Source organism: Streptomyces sp. NBC_01551 (assembly GCF_026339935.1).
In the GTDB taxonomy this organism is placed as follows: Bacteria; Actinomycetota; Actinomycetes; order Streptomycetales; family Streptomycetaceae; genus Streptomyces.
This window is the reverse complement of sequence record NZ_JAPEPX010000001.1, coordinates 1302914-1325900: the sequence shown is the minus strand read 5'-3', so window position 1 is coordinate 1325900 and position 22987 is coordinate 1302914. Positions and strand designations below refer to the sequence as shown.

Here is a 22987-nt window from a genome sequence, read left to right as displayed (position 1 = left end):
TACCCATGGCAACGCTTGAAATCCACGACCTGCACGTCTCCGTCGAGGCCGAGAACGGCGCCCGCGAGATCCTCAAGGGTGTCGACCTCACGGTCAAGCAGGGTGAGACGCACGCCATCATGGGCCCGAACGGCTCCGGCAAGTCCACCCTGGCGTACTCCCTCGCCGGTCACCCGAAGTACACCATCACCGGTGGCACCGTGACCCTCGACGGCGAGGACGTCCTGGAGATGTCCGTCGACGAGCGCGCCCGCGCCGGCGTCTTCCTCGCCATGCAGTACCCGGTCGAGGTCCCCGGCGTCTCGGTCTCCAACTTCCTGCGTACGTCGGCCACCGCCATCCGCGGCGAGGCGCCGAAGCTGCGTACCTGGGTGAAGGAGGTCAAGTCCGCCATGGAGCAGCTCCAGATGGACCCGGCCTTCGCCGAGCGCAACGTCAACGAGGGCTTCTCCGGCGGTGAGAAGAAGCGCCACGAGATCCTCCAGCTGGAGCTCCTGAAGCCGAAGATCGCGATCCTCGACGAGACCGACTCCGGCCTCGACGTCGACGCCCTGCGCATCGTCTCCGAGGGCGTCAACCGCGTCCGCGAGACCGGTGAGGTCGGCACCCTGCTGATCACCCACTACACGCGCATCCTGCGCTACATCAAGCCCGACTTCGTGCACGTGTTCGCGAACGGCCGCATCGCCGAGTCCGGTGGCGCCGAGCTCGCCGACCAGCTGGAGGCCGAGGGTTACGACAAGTACGTGAAGGGTGGCGCGACCGCGTGACACAGCTGCCTGGCCTCCTCGACATCGAGGCGATCCGCAAGGACTTCCCCCTTCTGGATCGTGTGGTCCACGACGGGAAGAAGATCGTTTACCTGGACAACGCGGCGACCTCGCAGAAGCCGCGCCAGGTCCTCGACGCGCTGAACGAGTACTACGAGCGGCACAACGCCAACGTGCACCGCGGCGTCCACGTGCTCGCCGAGGAGGCCACGGCGCTGTACGAGGGCGCCCGCGACAAGGTCGCCGCCTTCATCAACGCGCCGAGCCGCGACGAGGTGATCTTCACCAAGAACGCCTCGGAGTCGCTCAACCTGGTCGCGAACATGCTCGGCTGGGCGGACGAGCCCTACCGGGTCGACCGCGAGACCGAGATCGCCATCACGGAGATGGAGCACCACTCCAACATCGTGCCGTGGCAGCTGCTCTCGCAGCGCACCGGGGCGAAGCTGAAGTGGTTCGGCCTGACCGACGACGGCCGGCTCGACCTGTCCAACATCGAAGAGGTCATCACGGAGAAGACGAAGATCGTCTCCTTCACGCTGGTCTCCAACATCATGGGCACGGTCAACCCGGTCGAGGCGATCGTCCGGCGCGCGCAGGAGGTCGGCGCGCTGGTGCTGATCGACGCCTCGCAGGCCGCTCCGCACATGCCGCTGGACGTGCAGGCGCTCGGCGCCGACTTCGTGGCCTTCACCGGTCACAAGATGTGCGGCCCGACCGGCATCGGCGTCCTGTGGGGCCGCCAGGAGCTGCTCGAGGACCTGCCGCCCTTCCTGGGCGGCGGCGAGATGATCGAAACCGTCTCGATGCACTCCTCGACGTACGCCCCGGCGCCGCACAAGTTCGAGGCCGGTACGCCCCCGATCGCCCAGGCCGTCGGCCTCGGGGCGGCCGTGGACTACCTCACCTCGATCGGCATGGACAAGATCGCCGCGCACGAGCACGCGATCACCGAGTACGCGGTCAAGCGCCTCCTGGAGGTGCCCGACCTGCGGATCATCGGCCCGACGACGGCCGAGGACCGCGGTGCCGCGATCTCCTTCACGCTCGGTGACATCCACCCGCACGACGTGGGCCAGGTCCTCGACGAGCAGGGCATCGCGGTCCGCGTGGGACACCACTGCGCGCGCCCGGTCTGCCTGCGGTACGGAATTCCTGCGACCACGCGGGCGTCTTTCTACCTGTACTCCTCACCGGCGGAGGTCGACGCACTGATCGACGGGCTGGAGCACGTACGGAACTTCTTCGGCTGACGAGGGCGACGAGGACTACGAGGACGCTGTGAAGCTGGATTCGATGTACCAGGAACTGATCCTGGACCACTACAAGCACCCGCACGGGCGCGGCCTGCGCGACGGCGATGCCGAGGTGCACCACGTCAACCCGACGTGCGGCGACGAGATCACGCTGCGCGTGAAGTACGACGGCGAGACGCTCACCGACGTCTCGTACGAGGGCCAGGGCTGCTCCATCAGCCAGGCCAGCGCGTCCGTGCTGAACGAGCTGCTCGTCGGCAAGGAGCTGGCCGAGGCGCAGAAGATCCAGGCCGTGTTCCTGGAGCTGATGCAGTCCAAGGGCAAGGTCGAGCCGGACGAGGCGATGGAGGAGGTGCTGGAGGACGCGATCGCGTTCGCCGGCGTCTCCAAGTATCCGGCGCGCGTGAAGTGTGCTCTCCTGAGCTGGATGGCGTGGAAGGACGCGACCGCCCAGGTGCTGGGCGGCGCGGAGAGGAAGACGGCATGACCGAGAACGCGACGCCCGAGGCGTCCACCAAGCCGGCCACCGAGGAGGAGGTCCGCGAGGCCCTCTACGACGTGGTCGACCCCGAGCTGGGCATCGACGTCGTCAACCTGGGCCTGATCTACGGCATCCACATCGACGACGCGAACATCGCCACCCTCGACATGACGCTCACCTCGGCGGCCTGCCCGCTGACGGACGTCATCGAGGACCAGGCGAAGTCGGCGACGGACGGCATCGTCAACGAACTTCGCATCAACTGGGTCTGGATGCCCCCGTGGGGCCCGGACAAGATCACGGACGACGGTCGTGAGCAGCTGCGCGCGCTCGGCTTCAACGTCTGAGTCGCTCCGCTTCAGGAAGGGCCCCCGGCATCGTGCCGGGGGCCCTTCCTGCTGTTCGCCCGGCGGACGGACGGCGTGCACGGGGAGTTGGCCAAGGTGGCCGAATCTTCTCGACGGCCGTTCAGGCTCGGTTCGATTCGTGGAGGACATCGATGAAGAAGCAGCTGGGGATCGTGGGAATCGCGGGACTGGTGCTCGCCGGGCTGAACCTGCCCGCGCACGCGGCGAGTTACGGAACGCCGACCATCGCGCTGTCCGCCGGCTACCTCTCCGGCGCCGTGGGCGCGGTCGGGGACCCCACCGTGAACGTGACCGTGGCCCAGAGCGGGGCGGACGTCTCGGCGCTGACCGTCAGCGCGTCGGCGTCCAGCAAGGCCTCGGTCGCAGGGACCGGGGACGTGAGCGTGACCGGCACCGGGGCGGTGCGCCGGCTGGCCGTCACGGCGCGCGAGCGCGGCTACACGAACCTCACCGTCAAGGTGACCGGGCTGGGCGACAAGACCGCCACGAAGACGCTGTCCTACGCGGCCTCGGCCGCCGTGCAGAACCCGGCCGACGCGCGCTACCTCACCGGGTCCGCGGACGCCTCGGCCGCCGTGGACGTCGGCGGCGGGTACGCCGTCGTAGCCGACGACGAGTCCAACGTGCTGCGGCTGTACGACCGCTCGAACTCGGGCGCGCCGGTCAAGACCTGGGACTTCAGCTCGCAGCTCGGGGTCAGCAAGGAAGTCGACATCGAGGGCGCGACCCGGATCGGCGACACCGTCTACTGGACGGGCTCGCTCGGCAACAACAAGGACGGCGAGTACAAGGCGCCCCGGAACACGGTGTTCACCACGACCGTGAGCGGATCCGGGTCGGGGACGCAGCTCGCGTACGGGCGCTCGTACAAGAAGCTCCGCGACGACCTGGTGGCCTGGGACAAGGCGAACGGGAACCGCTACGGCTTCGCGGCCGGGACGGCGGAGGGCGAGGCGCCGAAGCAGATCGACGGGTTCAACGTGGAGGGGCTGGAGTTCGCGCCCGGCTCGACGACCACGGCCTACCTGGGCTTCCGGGCCCCGCTCGCGCCGGCGGTGCCGGGCGGCAAGGCGCTGGTCGTGCCGGTGACCAACTTCGACAAGGTGCTCTCCAGCGGCGCCCAGGCCACCTTCGGGGCGGGCGTCGAACTGGACCTCGGCGGGCTCGCGATCCGCGACCTCCGCAAGAACGCGGCCGGGCAGTACCTGATCCTCGCCGGATCCTGGGCCGCGGACGACAACAGCGACCCGTACGCGCTGTACGCGTGGGACGGGGTCGCCGGGCACGCCCCGGTGAAGCGGGCGGACCTGCGGACGACCGACCCGGGTGGCTGGGAGGCCATCGTGGACGTGCCGGACCTGACGGCCGCGGGCGCGCGGGTGCAGCTGGTCACGGACAGCGGGTCGGCGGACCTCTACGGGGACGGGACCGAGGCGAAGGACCTGACGCACGCGGAGTGGAAGAAAGCCCGCGCGGCCTGGTTCACGATCGGCTGACGCCGAATCGTTGTGTACGGCCGTACACAACGATGTGTACCCTTGTACACATGCCTCCTTACGCACTGCTCGCCGCCGCCATCGCCGCCGAGGTCGCCGGGACCACCGCCATGAAGTACAGCGACGGCTTCTCGAAGCTGTGGCCGTCGCTGGGGACGGTGGTCGGCTACCTCATCGCCTTCACGCTGCTCGCGCAGACGCTGAAGTCGATGTCGGTCGGCACCGCGTACGCGATATGGGCGGGGGTCGGGACCGCCGCCATCGCCGCGATCGGCATGCTCTTCATGGGCGAGGCGGCCACCGCCGCGAAGATCGCGGGGCTGGTGCTGGTCATCGCGGGGGTGGTCCTGCTGAACCTGGGCGGTGCGCACTGATGGCGGCGGCCGGGGCGGCGGGCGCCGCGCGGCGGTACGACCCCGAGCGGCGGCAGCGGATCATCGACGCGGCGATCCGGGTGGTCGGCGCGAAGGGGATCGCGGGGTTGAGCCACCGGAGCGTGGCGGCGGAGGCGGACGTCCCGCTGGGCTCGACGACGTACCACTTCACGTCGCTGGACGACCTGCTGGTGGCGGCGCTGCGCCAGGCGAACGAGGCGTTCGCGGTGACGCTGCCGGCCGCCCCGGGGGAGGACCTGGCGGGCTCCCTGGCCCGACTGCTGGGTGACCTGCTGTCGGCGGACCGGGGGCGGGCGGAGCTGGAGTACGAGCTCTACCTCGCCGCGCTGCGCCGGCCGGCGCTGCGACCGGTGGCGGCGCAGTGGTGCGAGGCGGTGGCGACGGCCCTCACGCCGTGGACGGACCCCGTGACGGCGCGGGCCCTGGTGGCGGTCATGGACGGCATCTGCCTCCAGGTCCTCCTGACGGACGCCCCGTATGACGAGTCCTACGCCCGCACCATCCTGGCCCGCGTCCTACGGGAGGACTGACCCCGGCGGCCGCCCGCGGGCGCGCCGCGCCGGGGGGCGAGTCGGGGCCGGGTGGCGAGTCGGGGCCGGGTGGCGCGCCGGGCCGGGTGCGGCGGCCCTCCGGGCGCGGCCCGCGCGGACGCCGAGGCCGGCCGGATGGTCCTGCCCGGTGCGGCGCCGGGGCCCGGGTGCGCAGCCGGGCCGGGTGCGGCAGCCTCCGGACGCGGCGCGCGCAGACGCTCAGGCCGCAGGATGGTCCTGCCTGGTGCGGCGCCGGAGCCGGGCCGGGTGCGGCCCGCGTGGACACCGGGGTCGACCCGATGGTCCTGCCTGGTGCGGCGCCGCCGCGGGGTCGCCCCCGGAGCCCCAGCGCCTCACACGCCGGCGGGGCCGGAGGCGGCGGTGCGGACGGTCGCCAGGGCCGTCGTGACGCTGGCCTCGATGTCCCGGACGGGGTAGAGGACCTCGCGGACCGTGCGGTCCCGGTCCACCACCAGCGTCAGCCGCTTCAGCCGGCTCACCCCCGCCACCCGGAACGTCGGCAGCCGCAGCGCCGTCGTCAGGGCGAACTCCGCGTCCGACAGCAGGGGGAAGCGGAGCTGCTCCGCCTCCGCGAACTCCCGCTGCTCGTCCGGCCGCTGCGCCGAGACACCGTGCACCGTCGCCCCCGCCGCCGTGAACTCCGCGAGCTGGTCCCGGTACGTGCACGACTCGAACGTGCACCCCTTCGCCCCCGGAATCCCGCCCCACCCCGGCGGGTAGGACTCCGCCCGCGCGTACGCCCCGGGGAAGCAGTACAGCACCGTGAACGCCGTGTCCGGCGCGACCGGGTCGCGCAGTTCCCCGAACCGGTCCGGCAGCAGCAGCTCCGGCACCCGGGTACCCCGCAGCGCGTGCACCCGTACCGCCTCCCGTGAGGCCTCTTCCGTCGTCGCGGTCATCTCTCCCTCTCCCAGGATCCAGCCGTCCCCCCAGTCCTGGAGGGCCACCAGGACCGGCAGCAGCCCGCGCCCGCGCGGGGTCAGCCGGTACTCGTGCCGTACCGGACGGTCCTGGTACGGCTCCCGGGCCAGCACCCCCGCCTCGACCAGCAGCTTCAGCCGCTCGGCCAGCACCTTGCGCGACACGCCCAGCTCCCGCTGGAACTCCTCGAAGCGGCGCAGCCCCCGCGCGGCGTCGCGCACGATCAGCAGCGTCCACCAGTCGCCCACCACGTCGAGGGCCTGCGCGATGGCGCAGTCCGCGTCGCCGAGCTGAGTGCGCTGCGCCATGAGGGGGTGCTCCTTCTCCGTTGACCCGGGGCTGCCATGCTGACAGAGTTCGTTCCCAAAAGGAACTGACTGGGGGGCCGGGCGTGTTGCAGGGGTTCAAGGACGTACCGAGAGCGGTGTGGCTCCTCTCGGCCGGCGTGTTCGTCAACGCCGTGGCCAGCTTCACCTTCGTCTTCGTCTTCGTGTACCTGACCGGCCCGCGCGGCCTCGGCATCGCGGCGGCCGGCCTGGTCACAGGCCTCGGCGGCATCGGCGTGGTCGCCGGGAACTTCACCGGCGGCTGGTACGGCGACCGCTACGGCCACCGCCGCGTACTCCTGGCCGCCTCCGTCCTCGGCGGCGCCGCCCTCACCCTGCTCCCGCTGTTGCCCACCGCCGCGCTCTACCTCGCGCTGCCCGTGGCCCAGTACGCCCTCGGAGTCGTCCGCTCCGCCAACTCCGCCCTGGTGGCGGTGATCGTCCCGGAGGGCGCCCGCCGCCAGGCCTTCGCCGTCGTCCGCTGCGTCTCCAACGGCGGTTTCACCCTCGGCCCGCCGCTCGGCGGCCTGATCGCCACCGGCCTCTCGTACGACTGGCTCTTCGTCGCCGACGGCCTCGGCACCCTGCTGTTCGCCCTGTGGACCGCCCGCGTCGTCCCGGCCCGCGCCGCCGCCCGGCGCGCCGCCGCCCCGGGCGCGGGCGACGGCCGCGGCGGTGTCTGGCCCGCGCTGCGTGCCCGGCCCGCCGTCCTCGTCCTGCTCGGCGCGGTTCTTGTCGTGGACATCGTCTACCGCCAGCAGTACTCGACCTTCCCCGTCTTCCTCGCCGACCACGGCCTCGACACCCGCGCCTACGGCCTGATCCTGGCCCTCAACGGCGGCGTCATCCTGCTCCTGGAACTGCCCGCCGCCGTCGCCCTGCGCACCCGCCCGCCGCTGCCCGTCATCGGCGCCGGGCTGCTCTTCGTCGGCGCCGGGTACGCGGTGCTGCTCGCCGGTGTGGGCGTCGCCACGGCCGTCGCCATGATGGTGCTGCTCAGTGTCGGCGAGATCCTCTACAAGACCACCGCCACCGCGTACGTCGCCGACCAGGCCCCCGAGCACGCCATCGGGCGGTTCCAGAGCCTGTACGCCGGCGTCTCGGTCAGCGGTGTGGTGCTCGGCGCGCCGCTCGGCGGAGCGCTGTACTCCGCCGCGCCCGGCGTGCTGTGGCCGCTGTGCGCGCTGCTGGCGGCGGGGGCCGGCGGGGCGGTGCTGTGGGTGGCGGCACGAGAGCGCCGACACGCGGCGCGACCGGCACATGAGACCGGTTCGCGACCGCGGGCCGTCGCCGGTTAGGTTTCAGGCATGACTGCTACGCGTACCACCGGCGCCGTCGCCGCCGGCCTTGCCACCATCACCCCCGACGGCACCGTCCTCGACACCTGGTTCCCCGCCCCCGAGCTGGTCGCCGAGCCCGGCCCGGCCGGCTCCGAGCGCCTCACCGCCGAACAGGCCGTGGAGCTGCTCGGCGCCGGCGCGGCGAAGGCGCTGCGCCAGGACGCGGTCCGCGGCGTCGAGGTCGTGGCCGTCCGTACGGTGATCTCCTCCCTGGAGGACAAGCCGCTCGACGCGCACGACGCGTACCTGCGCCTGCACCTGCTCAGCCACCGCCTGGTCAAGCCGCACGGCCAGAACCTGGACGGCGTCTTCGGCCTGCTGGCCAACGTCGCCTGGACCTCCCTGGGCCCGGTCGCGGTCGACCAGGTCGAGACCGTCCGCCTCAACGCCCGCGCCGAGGGTCTGCACCTCCAGGTCACCTCGATCGACAAGTTCCCGCGCATGACCGACTACGTCGCCCCCAAGGGCGTGCGCATCGCCGACGCGGACCGCGTCCGCCTCGGCGCGCACCTCGCCGAGGGCACCACCGTCATGCACGAGGGCTTCGTCAACTTCAACGCCGGCACCCTCGGCACCTCGATGGTCGAGGGCCGCATCTCCGCGGGCGTCGTGGTCGGCGACGGCTCCGACATCGGCGGCGGCGCGTCCACCATGGGCACCCTGTCGGGCGGCGGCAAGCAGATCATCTCGATCGGCGAGCGCACCCTGGTCGGCGCCGAGGCGGGCGTCGGCATCGCGCTGGGCGACGAGTGCGTCGTCGAGGCGGGCCTGTACGTGACCGCGGGTACCCGGGTGACCCTGCCGGACGGCCAGGTCGTCAAGGCCCTGGAGCTCTCCGGCGCCGACAACATCCTCTTCCGCCGCAACTCGGTCACCGGCACCGTCGAAGCTCGCCCGTACAAGGCGAACTGGGGCGGCCTGAACGAGGTTCTGCACAGCCACAACTGACGCCCCACCGCGCGCTTTCGAGCGCCCTCCGGCGGCCCCGAGACGGGCCGGGAGGGCGCTCGTTGCCGTTCGGGCGCGCCGGAGGGCGGGCGTGGGGCGTCGGATATCGCGGTCTCCCGGACAAGCCGGTGCGCGGTCGCCTAAGTTGCTTGGTTCCAGGAGGTCAGCATGACAACGACGCTGTCGAAGGGGGCCAACGCCCCGTTGCCGGACCGGCTCTGCCGAGTGACCCTCACGGCGGCCGGGGAGATCGACGTCTGCGCGGTGCTCCTCGGGCAGGACGGCAGGGTGCGCGGCGACCACGACTTGGTGTTCTACAACCATCCCGCCCAGGACGGCGTGTCGCTGGCGGGGCGGACCATCAGCGCCGACCTGGCGGCGGTGCCCGCGAGCGTGCACCGCGTCGCCGTCGTCGCCGGCGTCGATCCCCGGCTGCCGAACGTCCGGTTCGACGCGGCGAGCACCCCGCGCGTGGACATCGACTGCGGGGGCGTGCGGCTGGCCTTCGTTCCCCCGCCGTTCGTGGACGGGGAGACGGCGGCGATCCTCGTCGAGCTCTACCGGCGCGCGGGCGCGTGGAAGGTCCGGGCGGTCGGCCAGGGCTGGGACACGGGGCTGGCGGGTCTGGCCACCGACTTCGGCGTCGTGGTCGACGACGACGGCACCGGGGCGACGCCGGCGGCGGCCGTCAGCGGATCGCCGCGGGCGCAGGCACAGGCGCAGGCGCATGCTCAGGTCCCGGCCCAGGCTCAGGCCCCGGCTCAGGTCCCGGTCCCGGCCCGGAAGCCGGCCATCAGCCTGGACAAGGTCCAGACCGTGGCGCCCGAACTCGTCAGCCTCTACAAGGCGGCCGAGGTCTCCCTGGCCAAGACGGGCCTGACGGGTCAGCGCGCGGCCGTCTACCTGGTCCTGGACCACTCGGGAAGCATGGGCGGCTTCTACGCCAACGGCACCATGCAGCACCTGGCGGAGCAGGCCCTCGGCCTGTCCGCGAACCTGGACGACGACGGCATCGTGCCGCTGGTGTTCTTCTCGAACCGCGTCGACCTGGTCACCGACATCAGCCTGGACAACTACCGGGGCCGCATCGACCGGCTCCACCGGAGCCTGGACTGGGGCGGCACCTGCTACGCGCCGGCCATGCAGTCCGTCATCGACCACTACCTGGCCAGCGGAGCCACCGACCCCGCCTTCGTGATCTTCCAGACCGACGGCGAACCCTTCGACCGCAGGCAGACCCGCGACCTGTTGCGCAAGTCGAGCTCCCTGCCGATCTTCTGGCAGTTCGTCGGCTTCGGTTCCAGCCGGGACCTGCGCTTCCTGCGCAGCCTGGACACCCTCGACGGACGGACCGTCGACAACGCGGGCTTCTTCGCCGCGGGCCAGCGCCCGACCAGCCGCTCGAACGCCGAGCTGTACGACTGCCTCATGAAGGAGTTCCCGGACTGGCTCACCACGGCCCGCAGGGCGGGCGTCCTGCGCTGAGGCCGCCCGGCCGGGCTCAGCCGCGGGGGAGGGAGCGGACGAGGCAGGCGAAGGCCTGCTCTTCTGCCTCCGTGAGTTCCACCGACTCCATCGGGTGCGCGGACGCGACGCGCTGCGTCGGGATCGTCGTGAGGCGCTTGGGGGCGACCGGCTCCGGGCGGTGGAAGCGGCTGTCCCGCAGCATGTGGCCGAGACCGAGCACCCAGGCGAGGGCAGCCGCGAACAGGACGGCGAGGCCGATTTCCTGGGCGAGGGTGATCGATGGGAACACCTGGTCCTCCGGGGAGTACGGGGGGCACATGATCGGGCGTTGCAGATACTCAACACCAGAACCGCCCTTTTTGGGGCAGATGTGTCGAGCGTCACGCCAGGGCCGAAAGTCCCGAAACTCGCGCCGGAAGGCCGCCCGCGTGGCCGGGACGTCTGGCAGGGGGGCCGGACGGGACGGCGTCCGGCCCCCCTGCCGCTCAGGTCCGCACCGCGGTTACGGGCGGAAGCGCAGCACCTGCGGGTCGTGGTCGCTGTTCTGCGCCGAGAACTCCGCGTTGATGTGCACGCTGTCGTAGGTGAACGTCTTGATCGCCGGGCTCGTCAGGATCTGGTCCAGCACCTGGGCGTTGCCCTGGTAGACGTACGAGTACCGCTCCGCCTTCGGCAGCGACTTGATCGCCGGGTACAGCGCCCCGCCGTCGGCCAGCGCGTTCGTCGTCGCCGAGAACTCGAAGTCGTTGATGTCGCCGAGGACGAGGACGTTCGCCTTCTTGTCGGCGGCCAGCAGCTCCTTGACGAAGCCGTTCACGGCCTGCGCCTGGAGCAGCCGCTTGGCCTCGGAGGAGCGCACCGGCGGCTGGTGGTGCGAGGTCAGGCCCTCGTCGCCGCCCTTGGAGCCGAAGTGGTTGGCGATGACGAAGACCGTCTTGCCGCGGAAGACGAACTCGCCGGCCAGCGGCTTGCGGCTGTCCGCCCAGGCCGGGTTCGCCGGGTCGATCCGGCCGGGGGAGTGGGTCAGGGCGGCCTTGCCCTGGTCCTTGACCACACCGGTCGCCGTCGCCGCGTCGCCGGGGGCGCGCTCGGTGAAGGAGACCCGCTCCGGGTTGAACAGGAACACCTGGCGGATGTTGCCGCCGGGCTCTCCGCCGTCCTTGTTGTTCTCCGGGTTGACGGTCCGCCACTGGTACGCCGGGCCGCCGGCGGCCGCGATCGCCGCCGTGAACTTCGTCAGCGTCTGCTCGGCCGAGACGGTGCCGTCGTTCTTGGCGCCGTTGTCGTCCTGGATCTCCTCCAGGGCCAGGACGTCGGGGGAGGCGAGGTTCTCGACGACGGCCTTGGCCAGGTTGTCGAACTTCTCCTGCGGGTCGGTCGGGTCGAGGTTCTCCACGTTGTACGTGGCCACCGCGAGCTCGTTCGCCGCCTGCGCCTTGGTCTTCTCCGGGGCGAGGGTGCCCGCCTTGACCGTGCCGAGGGTGCGGGCCACCAGGGTGTAGCCGCCGAACTGGTTGAAGTCGAGGGGGCCCTCCGTGGTGCCGGTCAGCTTGTCGCCGACGTTGGCCACCGGGAACGGCTGCTGCGCGAGCGGCGCGAGCTGCTGGATCTGGAGGCGGCCGGTGTTCTGGGACTCGTACGAGCCGTAGATCGTGCCGCCGCGCTTGGCGGTGTTCTCCCAGCCCTTGACCGTGACCCACAGCTCCGCGTGCGGGTCGGTGGCGCCGACGACGCGGGAGGTGCCGATGCGGACGTTCATTCCCTCCAGGGCCTCGTAGAAGTCCAGCGCGTAGCGCGAGGGCTCCAGGGCCAGGCCGTTGATGCTGCCGGCGGCGGCCGGGTCGCCCGCCGGGGCGTACTCGGCGGGGACGGTGTACTCGGTGATCGCGGCGGCCTCGGGCAGCGTGTTGCCGGAGGAGACGACGGTCACGACCGGCTTGGAGATCTGGGTGACCGACTGGTTGCCGGAGGTGAGGCCGCCGGGCACGTACTCGCCGACGAGGCCGGAGACCTTGACCGCGTCGCCGACGGCGACGGTCGGGACCGAGCTGGTGAAGACGAACACGCCCTCGCTGGTGGCGTCGTTGTCGTCGGCGTCGGGGTCCTGCATCCAGAAGCCGCGCGAGCCGTACGTGCGAACGCCCGTGACGATGCCCTCGACATCGGCGACCTGCTTGCCGGTGAGCGGGGATATCCGGGTGGTGCCCTGGATGTCGTGGATGCGTACCGGATCGGCGGACACGGAGCCTTCGGCCGCGTCGGCGGAGCCCGCGAGCAGGCCGGTGGCCAGCGCGGAGGCGACGAGGGCCGCGACGGCGGCGGAACGGGGATGCGAGGAGCGCATGGTCAGGAACTCCGGTGTGTGGAGGGGAAGAAGAGGAAGCCGGGGTGTCTCACGGCCTCCCGAAAGTTCTACGCGCGTCAATTTCCCCGTGTGTCACCAAAGTTGTCAAGGCCTACAGGGAAGACTGCCGGTGACTGTGGGATGAACCAAAGATGATGGCTCGCCAGGGGCGCCCGAAATGCGTCTACTCTGAGTCGACCCCGCTGTACGCCCCGACGCACCGCGCCCCCGCGAGGAGAACAACCGCATGTCCGCAGAGCCGCACCCCACGCTGCCGCCGGTACGGCTGCACTCCGATGCGGAACTCGCCCGCGAGGCCCTCGGGGCCCCGCTGTTCGCCCGTGCCGTACGCCTCGCCCGCTGGGCCGGACCCGGCACCCGGGTCGAGGTCGGCGGCGAGCTCGCGCCCGGGCAACTGCCCGAGGCCGCCGCGGCGCTGGGGCTCGACCCCGCCGACGAGGACGGGGCGGTGCGGGCGAGCCAGGCCTGGCGGGTCGCCGTGGACACCGGGCTGGTCGACGTCACGGAACCCGAAGAGGACGCGGACGGCGGCGCGGGGGAGGGTGCCCCTTCCGACGCGGCGGCGTACGGCACCGCCGCGCCCGGCGAGGACCTCGCGCTCGTCACCGGGGGCACGCCCGGCGATGTGCTCGGCCTGTGGCTGGCGGCCCTGGAAGCCGTGCTCGCGGACGCCGCCGTTCCGGATCTTGACGACCTCGTCGACGCCCTCGACGCGGGCGGCGAGATCGACTTCGACCGGCTCGACTGGAACCCGCAGCGCGAGGCCGACTTCCTCGACGGCGTGCTCGCCAACCTCTACCTGCTCACCGTCTCCGAAGGCGGCGCGGGTGAGGGCGCGGTCCCGCTGCCCGTGCTCGCCGCGTCGATGGTCGTACCGGAAGGCATGGGCGAGCCCACCGACGAGGTCCTCGAACAGGTCTCGGACGCGATGATGCGCCTCGACGACCAGTTCCGGCAGCTGGAGCCGATCGGCCTGGTCGAGTTCCGGCCCGTCGACGAGGAGCTGATGGCGGAAGCGGCCGACGAGGACCTCGCGGCCGGCCCCTCCGGCGCGGCGGCAGGAGACGACGAGGACGTGTCCCGCTACGGGATGGTCCGCCTGACCCCGCTCGGCCTGTACGGGATCCGCGCCCGGATGCTGGAGGCCGGCGTCGAGGCCCCGGCCATCGGGGAGCTGGCCGGCAAGGGCGCGGACGCCCTGCTCGACGCGGTCTCCCGGTTCTCCGAGAGCGCCGCCGAGGCCGAGATCGAGCAGTGGCTGGCCGGCCGCGAACTGCCCGCCGCGGTCGCCGAGCTGCTGGCCGCCGCCCGCGGCGACGACGAGGGCGCCCCGCTGCGCCGGCTGCGCTGCCAGCAGGCCCTCGCCACCGCCGGAGCGGAGGCCGAGCCGGCCGTCCGCGCCGTGCTGGACGACGCCGAGCTGGGCGGGCTCGCCCGGGTCTGGCTGGCGGAGCGCGGGGTGCACGACGTACCGGCGCCGGACACGGAGATGGTGTTCTGGCTGACGGTCGACACCATCGCGGCGCAGCTCGCGGCGGACGGGGAGACCGAGGAGCTGCCGCTGCTGATCGCGTCCCTGACGGCGCACCACTCCGGGTTCTTTGAGCAGGCGTGGCGGGTGGAGCACCCCGCGACGGCGTACGTCCTGGAGGCCATGGGCCGGCTGCACCCCGACAAGAAGGCGGCGAAGGAGGCCCGCAAGGCGGCCTTCAAGGCGCGCTCCCGGCAGGGCTGACCGCGTCCGGGGGTGCCCCGCGCCGCGTCCGGGGGTGCCCGCGCCGCGTCCGGGGGTGCCCGCGCCGCGCCCGGGGGTGCCCGCGCCGCGCCCGGGGGTGCCCGCGCCGCGCCCGGGGCGGCGCCCCGGTGGTACACAACGCGCCGTTCGTGCGCCGGAGTTGGCCATTCCGTGCACGGGCAAGGGGTCCGGTCGTGTTCCTGGGTAGTTCAGCCGCCGTTCACGTGCGGGCGGGAGCGTGTGCGCCGACGACCGCACCAACGGCGCACCACCTCCCCACCCCTGGAGATCCCGATGCCGCTCAGCCGTAGAGACTTCACCGCCCGTACCGTCATCGCAGGTGCGGGAGTCGCGCTCACCGGAACGGTCGGCGCACTCGCCACCGCCCCGGGAGCGCTGGCGGCCGACGACAGCGCCCGGCGCGACGAGCACGGCCGGCCCTGCGAGCCCGGCTACGGCCCGCTGCACCCCGACCCGGCCGGGATCCTCGCCCTGCCGGCCGGGTTCAAGTACCGCGTCATCACGCACAGCGGTGTCACGAAGCTGGACTCCGGCGAGAGCACCCCCTCCAACCACGACGGAACGGCCGCCTTCGAGGGCCACCGCGGCGTCACCCTCCTCGTCAACAACCACGAGCTGAAGGGCCCCCGCAAGGACTGGGCGCACCCCGTGCCGCTCACCGGGGGCCTCGTCTACGACCCGGCGGCGTCCGGCGGCTGTACGGTCGTCGAGGTCCGGCGCGGCGGCGAGGTCGCCGAATGGGTGGGCGTGGCCGGTACCTCGACCAACTGCGCGGGCGGGGCCACCCCCTGGGACACCTGGCTGACCTGCGAGGAGACCGAGGACCTCGCCGGCAAGAACGGCATGACCAAGGACCACGGCTACGTCTTCGAGGTCGACCCGCACGACCGCCGCGCCAACCGCGATCCGAAGCCCGTCAAGGCCTTCGGGCGGTACGCGCACGAGGCCGTCGTCATCGACCCGCGCCACGGGCACGCGTACCTGACGGAGGACGCCTCCGGCCCCAACGGGCTGCTCTACCGCTGGACTCCGCCGAAGGGCTTCCGGCACGGGCGCGGCAAGCTCCGTACCCTCGCCGCCGACGCCGGCGTGCTCGCCGCCGCCAAGTGCTTCGACAGTGCGGGCCGGTTCGTGGACGACCTCTCGCGCGCGACGAAGATCGGCACCGTCTACGGGGTCGACTGGGTGGAGGTCACGGACCGCGACGCCCGGACGCTGCCGGTGCGCAAGCAGTTCGCGGACGGCGCCGTGACCCGCGCGCGCAAGCTGGAGGGCATGTGGTGGGCCGACGGGGGCGCCTACTTCGTCTCCTCGTACGCCCGTGCGGAGAGCCCGGGCGCCGCGCACGACGGCCAGGTGTGGTTCTACGACCCCAAGCGGCGCACGGTCCGGCTGACTGTCCTGATCGGGGTGAACGCCGACACCTCGGTGGACGGCGGCTACGACGGCCCCGACAACATCACCGTGTCGCCGTACGGCGGCCTGGTCATCGCGGAGGACGGCTCCGGGCTCCAGCACCTGTTCGGCGCGACCGAGTCGGGGCGCACCTACCCGCTGGCGCGCAACGAGCTGAACATCGGGACGGCCGAGGAGCCCGAGTACTCGGAGTTCACCGGGGTCTGCTTCTCCCCGGACGGGCGCACCCTGTACGCCAACATCCAGGAGCCGGGCATCATGCTGGCCATCACCGGACCCTGGCGGCGCGCGCACTGACGCGTCGGCTTCGGCCTACTGGGCCGCGGAGACCTCCGGGCGGGAGGCCGCGGCCCACTCCTCCAGCAGGAACTCGTACGCCGCCGAAGGCCACTCGTCGTCCACTCGGGTCTCGACAAGGTGCCGTATCGCCTCGTTCGCCTCGGCGGCGGACGGGCGGGCGGGACCCGCGGGCTGGAGTGTGGTCTGCATGGTTCAAGGCTAAGGGCGGGCACTGACAGTCACGTCCGGTTTCCGGGTGGAATGCCTCACCCGAAAGCGGTCACGGTAGCTCCATGTGCCCGCCCACCTGCTCAGAGTGCCTGCGCCGCGGGCTTGACCATGCCCCGCACTGTGCGGGATTTCACAAACTCGCCCATGGCCGTCATCTCCCACTCGCCGGAGAACTGCTTGATCAGCTTCGCCATCATGACGCCGGTCTGCGGTTCGGCGCCGGTCAGGTCGAAGCGCACCAGCTCCTCGCCGCTCGCCGCGTCGATCAGGCGGCAGTAGGCCTTGGCGACCTCGGTGAACTTCTGGCCCGAGAACGAGTTCACCGTGAAGACCAGGCCGGTGGCTTCGGCGGGCAGCCGGCCGAGGTCCACGACGATCACCTCGTCGTCCCCGGCGCCCTCGCCGGTCAGGTTGTCACCCGAGTGCTTGACGGCTCCGCCGAGGATGGACAGCTTGCCGAAGTAGCAGCTGTCGATGTGGTTGCGCTGCGGGCCGTACGCGATGACGGACGCGTCGAGGTCGATGTCGCGGCCGCCGAACGCCGGCTCCCAGCCCAGGCCCATCTTGACCTGGGAGAGCAGCGGGCGGCCGCCCTTGACCAGGGAGACGGTCTGGTTCTTCTGGAGGTTGACCCGGCCCTTGTCCAGGTTGATCTTCCCGGCGCCGAGGGGCGCGGTGGCCGGGGGAGCCGCGGGCGGCGGAGGCACGGCCGGGGCGGAGGGGGTCTGGCCCCAGGCGGGGGCGGGGGGCGTCGCCGGAGCCTGCGGGGCGGCGACGGGCGGCGGGGTGGGCGCCGGCTCCTCGTCGACGGAGACCCCGAAGTCGGTGGCGATGCCGGCCAGGCCGTTGGCGTACCCCTGGCCGACGGCGCGCACCTTCCACACGCCGCCGCGCTGGTAGACCTCGACGACGACGAGCGCCGTCTCGGTGCCCAGCCTCGGCGGGGTGAAGGTGGCGATCACCGCGCCGCTGCCCGCGTCACGCACGGTGGCGGTGGGCTCGATGCCCTGGAAGGACTGTCCGGCGGCGTCCGGGCTGGCCGTGACCACGATGCGCTCGATGCCCGGCGGCAGCGCGGCCGTGTCCACGGTGATCGAGTCCGGCGCCGAACCGCCGCCGGACCGGTGGCTGACACCGGGGCCGGACGGCTGGTTGTAGAAGATGAAGTCGGCGTCGGAACGCACCTTGCCGTCCGCCGTGAGGAGAAGCCCCGACACGTCGAGCCGCACCGGAGCAGCCACATCCACCGTCACACGGACGGTATTGAGCGGCAGATTGGAACCAGGGGTCATTGCGGTCATGCCCGGAGAACGACCGGAGGCGCTTTGCCGTTCCCTTACCCTCGCGGGATATTTCAGCGCCGGTTGCGGGGGTGGTTCCTCGCCGTCCGCTCGTTGCCGAACTTGTAGGCGCCGGTCCAGCGGGCCATCACGAGCTGAGCGTCCCCGGACTCCACCTCGGCGAGGAACTTCCCGGCGCGCCCGCCCCGCAGGGTGGCGGCGGCGCGCCCCTGGTGCGTGATGACCACGCTGTTGTCGTGGCGCTGTTCGTACGTGAATCCGTGCGGTCTCGGCATGGGCGGCAGCCTGCACCGCGGCGGACGGGGCGGGCAACGCAATTACCGGCGGGCGGCCTGACAGGGCCTGACAGGGCCTGGGGGCCGAAGGCTCCGGGGTCAGCCGCCCGTGACGCGGCGCGGCAGCCCCAGCGGGTCGGCTTCCCGCAGCTCCGCCGGAAGCAGCGCGTCCGGCACGGACTGGTAGGCGACCGGGCGCAGCCAGCGCTCGATCGCGGTCCCGCCGACCGAGGTGGAGTGCGAGGTCGCCGCCGGGTAGGGACCGCCGTGGTGCTGGGCCGGGGCCACCGCGACGCCGGTCGGCCAGCCGTTGACGACGATCCGCCCGGCCAGCGACGTGACCCGCTCGACCAGCTCCGCCGCCCCGGCCGCGGCGCCTTCGGCCTCGTCGGCGGAGAGTTGCAGCGTGGCGCTCAGGTTCCCGGGGAGCCGCTCCAGCAGGGCCGTCGCCTCGCGCTGGCCTTCGTACCGTACGAGGACGGTCACCGGGCCGAAGCATTCCTCGAGCAGCAGGTCGTGGACTCCCGGCGCGGCCAGGCGGGCGGCCGGCACCGTCAGGAACCCCGCGCCGACGGTGCGCTCCCCGCCGGGGCCCGGGGCGACGGGCGCGTCGACGCCCGGCAGCGCGGCGCGTTCGCGTACCCCGGCGATGAAGTCGTCCCGCATCCGGTGGTCGAGCAGCACCCCCGGCGCGGTCTCCCCGAGGGCCTTGGCCAGTGCTTCGGCGAGCCGGTCGCCGTCCGCGCCCGCGGGGACCAGGACCAGGCCGGGCTTGACGCAGAACTGGCCGACGCCGAGGGTGACCGAGCCCGCGAGCCCGCTGCCGATCTCCTCGGCGCGCTCGGCGGCCGCCGCCGGGGTGACCACGACGGGGTTGAGGGAGCCGAGTTCCCCGTGGAAGGGGATGGGCACGGGCCGCGCGGCGGCCGCGTCGAACAGGGCCCGCCCGCCCCGGATGGAGCCGGTGAACCCGGCGGCGCGGACGAGCGGGTGGCGGATCAGCTCCAGCCCGGCGTCGAACCCGTGGACCACGGCGACCACGTCGGCCGGGAGCCCGGCGGCGACGGCGGCCCGGCGCAGCAGCGCGCCGCACAGCGCGGAGGCGGCCGGGTGGTCGGGGTGCGCCTTGACGACCACCGGGCAGCCGGCGGCGAGGGCGCTGGCGGTGTCGCCGCCGGGCACGGAGAAGGCGAGCGGGAAGTTCGAGGCGGCGTAGACGGCGACCACGCCCAGCGGCACCTTGTAGCGGCGCAGGTCCGGGCGCGGCGGGGTGAGGGAGGGGTCGGCGCGGTCGATGCGGACGTCGAGGTACGCGCCCTCGTCCACGATGTCGGCGAAGGCCCGCAGCTGACCGGTGGTGCGGCCGAGCTCGCCGGTGAGACGGGCGGTGCCGAGCGCGGTCTCGGCGTCGGCGGCCGCGATCACGTGGTCGGCGGCCCCGTCGAGCAGCTCGGCGGCCGTGCGCAGGAAGGCGGCCCGGACCGTGCGGTCGGCCAGGGCGCCGCGGGCGGCGTGGGCCGCGCGGACGGCCTCGTCCACCTCGCGGGCGGTGGCCTCGTGGCCGACCTGTTCGCGCTGCTTCCCGGTGCGGGGGTCCACACTCCAGACTGGTGTTGCTGTCATGGCGCACTGCCTCCTGGATCCACGCTGACTCGCGCGGTGTTGTTCAGTATTCTGAACGCCGTTCCGGTGGATGAATGATCACATCCATCGCGGACTCTATTTCCGCGTCTTCCGGGTTGACAAGGGACACGAACCGGAAATGGCGACAAAGCGACAAGAGGGGCAGCGAGGCGAATGACGACAGCTGAGTCCGCGGAGTCGGAGGGTCCCGGCGCGCCGGCCGCCGTCAAGTCGGCCGTGCGCACGGTCCTGTTGCTGGAGCACTTCGCGGCGCGGCCGGGGCTGCACAGCCTGGCCGACATCCAGCACGACCTCGCCCTGCCCAAGTCCAGCCTGTACATGCTGCTGCGCACGCTGGTGAACCTGGGCTGGGTGGAGACCGACGCGTCGGGGACGCGCTACGGCATCGGCGTACGGGCCCTGCTGGTCGGCAGCTCGTACATCGACGGGGACGAGGTGGTCGCGGCGGCCCGGCCCACCCTGGACCGGCTCTCCGACGACACGACGGAGACCATCCACCTGGCCCGGATGGACGGCACCAGCGTGGTCTACCTGGCCACCCGCCAGTCCCAGCACTACCTGAGGCCCTTCACCCGGGTCGGGAGGCGGCTGCCGGTGCACTCGACGGCGCTCGGCAAGGCGCTGTTGGCCACGCACACGGACGAGGAGGTACGGGGACTGCTGCCGCGGCGGCTGGAGGCGGTCACCGAGCACACCGTCACCGACCGGGAGCAGCTCATCGAGGAGCTGGCGCTGGTGCGGGAACAGGGCTACGCCGTGGACCGCGAGGAGAACACGCTGGGGCTGCGCTGCTTCGGGGTGGCGGTGCCGTACCGGACGCCGGCGCGGGACGCGGTGAGCTGCTCGGTGCCGGTGGCGCGGCTGACGCCGGGTCACGAGCAGACGATCAAGGCGGCGCTGTTCGAGGCGCGGGACCGGCTGTCGGTCGTCACCCGGCGCATGTGAGGCGGTGGAGGTGGCGGTTCCTCCCCCGGGTGGGGGAGACGGTTCCCCTTCAAGGGGGAGGTGGCGGGAGGCCGCGGAGCGGATCGTTGAGGCATGACCACACGAGCCGTTCACATGTCGCGCAAGGCGGACACTCCGGGTCCGCGCAAGGCGGGTACCCCGGGTCCGCGCACGTCGGGTACTCCGGGCGTCCGGGAGCCGTCGGGCCCCGCCCTGGGGGCCTGGCGGAAGGCCCTGCGGGTGGTGGCGCCGGCCGCCGCCGTGCCCTATCTGGTGCTCAAGTCCGCCTGGCTGGCGGGGAGCCGGGTGGGGATTCCCGAGGGCAGCCCGCTGCTGGAGCCGGGGATGTTCCTCACCGTGGCCAACGCGGTCACGCTGGCCATGGACGCGAGCGTGATCCTGCTCGTCCTGGTCCTCACCAGACCCTGGGGGACGCGGGTGCCTCCCTGGCTGCTCACGGTCCCCGCCTTCGTCGCCACCGGGCTGCTCACCCCGATCCTCACCGCGTTCCCGGCCCAACTGCTCATACGGGCGGCGGGTCTGGGCGGCGAGGTTCCCGGAGGGGAGGCGGCGCGGCCGTTCCTCGACTCCTGGGTGTTCACCGTCGTCTACGGCGGTTTCACCGTCCAAGGACTCGCCTTGGCCGCCCTGTTCGTGCCCTATGCGCGCGAGCGCTGGGGCCGGCGGTGGCAGGGCGTCCTGGGCCGCGGGCTCCCGTCACCCACGGGGGTGGTGGCGGGAGCCGCGGCGGTGGGCGCCCTGCCGGTCGCGGCCGTCCACGCGTACTGGGCCTTCGGCGGGACGGCCGGGCTGGGCGCTGAGCGGGCGGCCGCCTCATCGACGGCGATGAGCGTGGTGTCCGGGGTGCACGCGATATGCGCGCTCGGTGCCGCCGTGGGGGCGGTGCTGCTGGCCCGGGGCGGGAACCGGCGGGCGGGGTGGCCGCTGGCCCTCACCTGGACCGGCTCGGCGGCTGCCCTGGCCTGGGGGCTGTGGCCGCTGCTCGCCTCGCTGGGGCCGCAGCTCGACGGCGGCGAACGGCCCTCCGCCGCAGTGCAGTTGATCTACGCTGGGCAGATGATCACCGGAGTGCTCGCCGCCGCCGTGCTCACACGGTTCCTCACCTCGCGCCGCGAGGGGTGATGCGGCAGGCGGCGGCCCGGGTGCTGGGGGCGCGGGCGCGGCTGCGCTGGGTGCACCTGGTACTCGGCGGGGCCCTGCTGATGCCCTACTTCCTGCTCTCCCAGGTGGTGGTCGGCGGGATCGCCGGGTCCAACGCCCTGGACTCCTTCCCGCTGGTCCTCGCCTCCTACGCCCTCTCGCTGCCGCTGGCCGCCGCCACCGCGGTGTTCGGACTGGTCCGGCCGATGTCGGTGGCCGCCGTACGCGCCATGTGCGGGGTGCCGGGGGAGCTGCTGGCCGAGGGGCCGGCCCGGTCCTGGGCGGCGCGGGGGCGGGCCTCCGCCTGGTGGACCCTTCACCTGGGGATCGGCGCGCTGGTCAGCGGGATGAGCCTGGCGGTGCCGCCCATGGGGGTGGTGCTGATCGCCCTGCCGTTCGTGGGCGCACTGCAGGAGACCCCGCTGGGGCGCCAGTGGTTCGGCCCCGGCACCCTGCCCTACGCCGGGTCCCTGGTCGGGGTCGCCCTCCTCGCCGGAGTGGCCCTGTGCGCCGCCGGGGCGGGGGAGCTGCTGGCCCGGCTGGCCCCGGTACTGCTCGGGCCGACCGGGGCGGACCGGCTGGCGGCGGCCGAGGAGCGGGCCGCCGACCTGGCGGTGCGCAACCGACTGGCCCGGGAGCTGCACGACGCGGTCGGGCACGCGCTGAGCGCCGTCACCCTCCAGGCGAGCGCGGCCCGGCGGGTGCTCGACAGCGACCCGGAGTTCGTCCGGGAGGCGTTGGCCGCCATCGAGGACACCACCCGCCGGACGGTGGGCGAGCTGGACGCGGTCCTGGGACTGCTGCGCGACGGGGACCCGGCCCGGGCCGACGCCGCGCCCGCGCCGACGCTCGCCGCCGACCTCGACGGACTGCTCGCCCGCACCCGGGCCGGCGGCACCGTCGTCACCGCCCGGCAAGACCCGGGACCCGCCGGGGACTGGGCGCAGCTCCCCGCGATCGCCTCGCGCGAGGCGTACCGGATCGTGCAGGAGGGCCTGAGCAACGCCCTGCGCCACGGCGCGGGGCCGGTCCGCCTGGGGATCGCCGTCCGGCAGGGCCCGGAAGGCGACGGACACCGTGAACTGGAGATCAGCATGACGAACCTGCCCGGGGGCCCCGAACACCGGGAGTCCCGCACCACCGGCGGCCGGGGGCTGCGCGGCGCCGCCGAGCGGGCCGCGCTGCTCGGCGGCCGCGTCGAGGCCGGCCCGCACGAGGGCCAGTGGCGGCTGCTGGCCGTCCTCCCGCTCGGAGGAGGGCCCCGATGAGCCCGGTGAGCCCCGTGCCCGCGGAGC

At 73.0% G+C, this 22987-nt stretch carries 22 protein-coding genes; 15 read left to right on the top strand and 7 right to left on the bottom strand.

What is annotated here, in order from left to right; all coding sequences use genetic code 11:
• The first annotated feature begins 5 nt into the window (after window positions 1-5).
• The 7 genes from sufC to OG982_RS05835 all read left to right on the top strand — a co-directional run bounded on the left by sufC (window position 6) and on the right by OG982_RS05835 (window position 5296).
• Window positions 6-770, top strand: a complete 765-nt coding sequence (sufC, locus tag OG982_RS05865; protein WP_053785807.1) for a Fe-S cluster assembly ATPase SufC — start codon at window positions 6-8, stop codon at window positions 768-770.
• Window positions 767-2023 (top strand): cysteine desulfurase, encoded by a 1257-nt coding sequence (locus OG982_RS05860; protein ID WP_266789098.1) that lies wholly within the window; start codon window positions 767-769, stop codon window positions 2021-2023. Before sufC ends, OG982_RS05860 begins: the two co-directional genes overlap by 4 nt.
• A 28-nt stretch (window positions 2024-2051) precedes the next feature.
• The gene (gene sufU, locus OG982_RS05855; RefSeq protein ID WP_266789100.1) at window positions 2052-2513 is read left to right on the top strand and encodes a Fe-S cluster assembly sulfur transfer protein SufU; all 462 of its coding nucleotides are present in this window, start codon (window positions 2052-2054) and stop codon (window positions 2511-2513) included.
• Window positions 2510-2854: a metal-sulfur cluster assembly factor gene (locus tag OG982_RS05850; RefSeq protein WP_030027092.1), complete on the top strand. Its 345-nt coding sequence runs from the start codon at window positions 2510-2512 to the stop codon at window positions 2852-2854. Before sufU ends, OG982_RS05850 begins: the two co-directional genes overlap by 4 nt.
• Window positions 2855-3006: 152 nt before the next feature.
• The gene (locus OG982_RS05845) at window positions 3007-4371 is read left to right on the top strand and encodes a hypothetical protein (protein WP_266948026.1); all 1365 of its coding nucleotides are present in this window, start codon (window positions 3007-3009) and stop codon (window positions 4369-4371) included.
• A gap of 50 nt (window positions 4372-4421) precedes the next feature.
• A complete protein-coding gene (locus tag OG982_RS05840) occupies window positions 4422-4745 on the top strand; it encodes a multidrug efflux SMR transporter (protein WP_266789104.1) in 324 nt (107 codons plus the stop codon).
• Window positions 4745-5296 carry a TetR/AcrR family transcriptional regulator gene (locus tag OG982_RS05835; protein WP_266789106.1) on the top strand — a complete coding sequence of 184 codons (552 nt, stop codon included), beginning with the start codon at window positions 4745-4747 and terminating at the stop codon, window positions 5294-5296. Before OG982_RS05840 ends, OG982_RS05835 begins: the two co-directional genes overlap by 1 nt.
• A 353-nt stretch (window positions 5297-5649) precedes the next feature.
• Here OG982_RS05835 and OG982_RS05830 read toward each other — a convergent pair whose 3' ends face one another.
• A complete protein-coding gene (locus tag OG982_RS05830; RefSeq protein WP_266948025.1) occupies window positions 5650-6546 on the bottom strand; it encodes a winged helix-turn-helix transcriptional regulator in 897 nt (298 codons plus the stop codon).
• Between the two features lie 86 nt (window positions 6547-6632).
• Here OG982_RS05830 and OG982_RS05825 point away from each other — a divergent pair, with 86 nt between their 5' ends.
• The 3 genes from OG982_RS05825 to OG982_RS05815 all read left to right on the top strand — a co-directional run bounded on the left by OG982_RS05825 (window position 6633) and on the right by OG982_RS05815 (window position 10337).
• Window positions 6633-7862, top strand: coding sequence for an MFS transporter (locus tag OG982_RS05825; protein ID WP_266792176.1), 1230 nt, complete (start codon window positions 6633-6635; stop codon window positions 7860-7862).
• Window positions 7863-7871: 9 nt separating this feature from the next.
• On the top strand, window positions 7872-8852 hold the full coding sequence (dapD, locus tag OG982_RS05820; RefSeq protein WP_266789110.1) for a 2,3,4,5-tetrahydropyridine-2,6-dicarboxylate N-succinyltransferase: 981 nt from the start codon (window positions 7872-7874) through the stop codon (window positions 8850-8852).
• A gap of 168 nt (window positions 8853-9020) precedes the next feature.
• Window positions 9021-10337, top strand: coding sequence for a VWA domain-containing protein (locus tag OG982_RS05815; RefSeq protein WP_266948024.1), 1317 nt, complete (start codon window positions 9021-9023; stop codon window positions 10335-10337).
• A 16-nt stretch (window positions 10338-10353) separates the two neighbouring features.
• On the opposite strand, the gene OG982_RS05810 is transcribed toward OG982_RS05815, so the two are convergent.
• Window positions 10354-10608 (bottom strand): hypothetical protein, encoded by a 255-nt coding sequence (locus OG982_RS05810; RefSeq protein WP_266789113.1) that lies wholly within the window; start codon window positions 10606-10608, stop codon window positions 10354-10356.
• Between the two features lie 213 nt (window positions 10609-10821).
• Entirely contained in the window at window positions 10822-12663 is a 1842-nt protein-coding gene (locus OG982_RS05805; RefSeq protein WP_266948023.1) for an endonuclease/exonuclease/phosphatase family protein, read from the bottom strand.
• Between the two features lie 247 nt (window positions 12664-12910).
• On the opposite strand from OG982_RS05805, the gene OG982_RS05800 reads away from it, so the two are divergent.
• Both OG982_RS05800 and OG982_RS05795 read left to right on the top strand, forming a co-directional pair.
• The gene (locus OG982_RS05800) at window positions 12911-14419 is read left to right on the top strand and encodes a hypothetical protein (RefSeq protein WP_266789116.1); all 1509 of its coding nucleotides are present in this window, start codon (window positions 12911-12913) and stop codon (window positions 14417-14419) included.
• 294 nt (window positions 14420-14713) lie between these two features.
• Window positions 14714-16153 carry an alkaline phosphatase PhoX gene (locus tag OG982_RS05795; RefSeq protein ID WP_266948021.1) on the top strand — a complete coding sequence of 480 codons (1440 nt, stop codon included), beginning with the start codon at window positions 14714-14716 and terminating at the stop codon, window positions 16151-16153.
• A gap of 15 nt (window positions 16154-16168) precedes the next feature.
• On the opposite strand, the gene OG982_RS05790 is transcribed toward OG982_RS05795, so the two are convergent.
• The 4 genes from OG982_RS05790 to OG982_RS05775 form a co-directional block, all read right to left on the bottom strand.
• Complete coding sequence (locus OG982_RS05790; RefSeq protein WP_266789120.1) at window positions 16169-16345, bottom strand: hypothetical protein; 177 nt, start codon at window positions 16343-16345, stop codon at window positions 16169-16171.
• A gap of 101 nt (window positions 16346-16446) precedes the next feature.
• Window positions 16447-17658, bottom strand: a complete 1212-nt coding sequence (locus OG982_RS05785) for a TerD family protein (RefSeq protein WP_266792178.1) — start codon at window positions 17656-17658, stop codon at window positions 16447-16449.
• A gap of 62 nt (window positions 17659-17720) precedes the next feature.
• A complete protein-coding gene (locus tag OG982_RS05780) occupies window positions 17721-17942 on the bottom strand; it encodes a hypothetical protein (protein WP_266948020.1) in 222 nt (73 codons plus the stop codon).
• 99 nt (window positions 17943-18041) lie between these two features.
• Window positions 18042-19565 (bottom strand): aldehyde dehydrogenase (NADP(+)), encoded by a 1524-nt coding sequence (locus OG982_RS05775; protein ID WP_266948019.1) that lies wholly within the window; start codon window positions 19563-19565, stop codon window positions 18042-18044.
• A 174-nt stretch (window positions 19566-19739) separates the two neighbouring features.
• Here OG982_RS05775 and OG982_RS05770 point away from each other — a divergent pair, with 174 nt between their 5' ends.
• The 3 genes from OG982_RS05770 (at window position 19740) to OG982_RS05760 (ending at window position 22960) form a co-directional block, all read left to right on the top strand.
• Window positions 19740-20531 carry an IclR family transcriptional regulator gene (locus tag OG982_RS05770; protein WP_266789126.1) on the top strand — a complete coding sequence of 264 codons (792 nt, stop codon included), beginning with the start codon at window positions 19740-19742 and terminating at the stop codon, window positions 20529-20531.
• Window positions 20532-20624: 93 nt separating this feature from the next.
• Window positions 20625-21674 carry a hypothetical protein gene (locus tag OG982_RS05765; RefSeq protein ID WP_266789128.1) on the top strand — a complete coding sequence of 350 codons (1050 nt, stop codon included), beginning with the start codon at window positions 20625-20627 and terminating at the stop codon, window positions 21672-21674.
• Window positions 21674-22960: a sensor histidine kinase gene (locus OG982_RS05760; RefSeq protein ID WP_266789130.1), complete on the top strand. Its 1287-nt coding sequence runs from the start codon at window positions 21674-21676 to the stop codon at window positions 22958-22960. Before OG982_RS05765 ends, OG982_RS05760 begins: the two co-directional genes overlap by 1 nt.
• The last annotated feature ends 27 nt before the right edge of the window (window positions 22961-22987 follow it).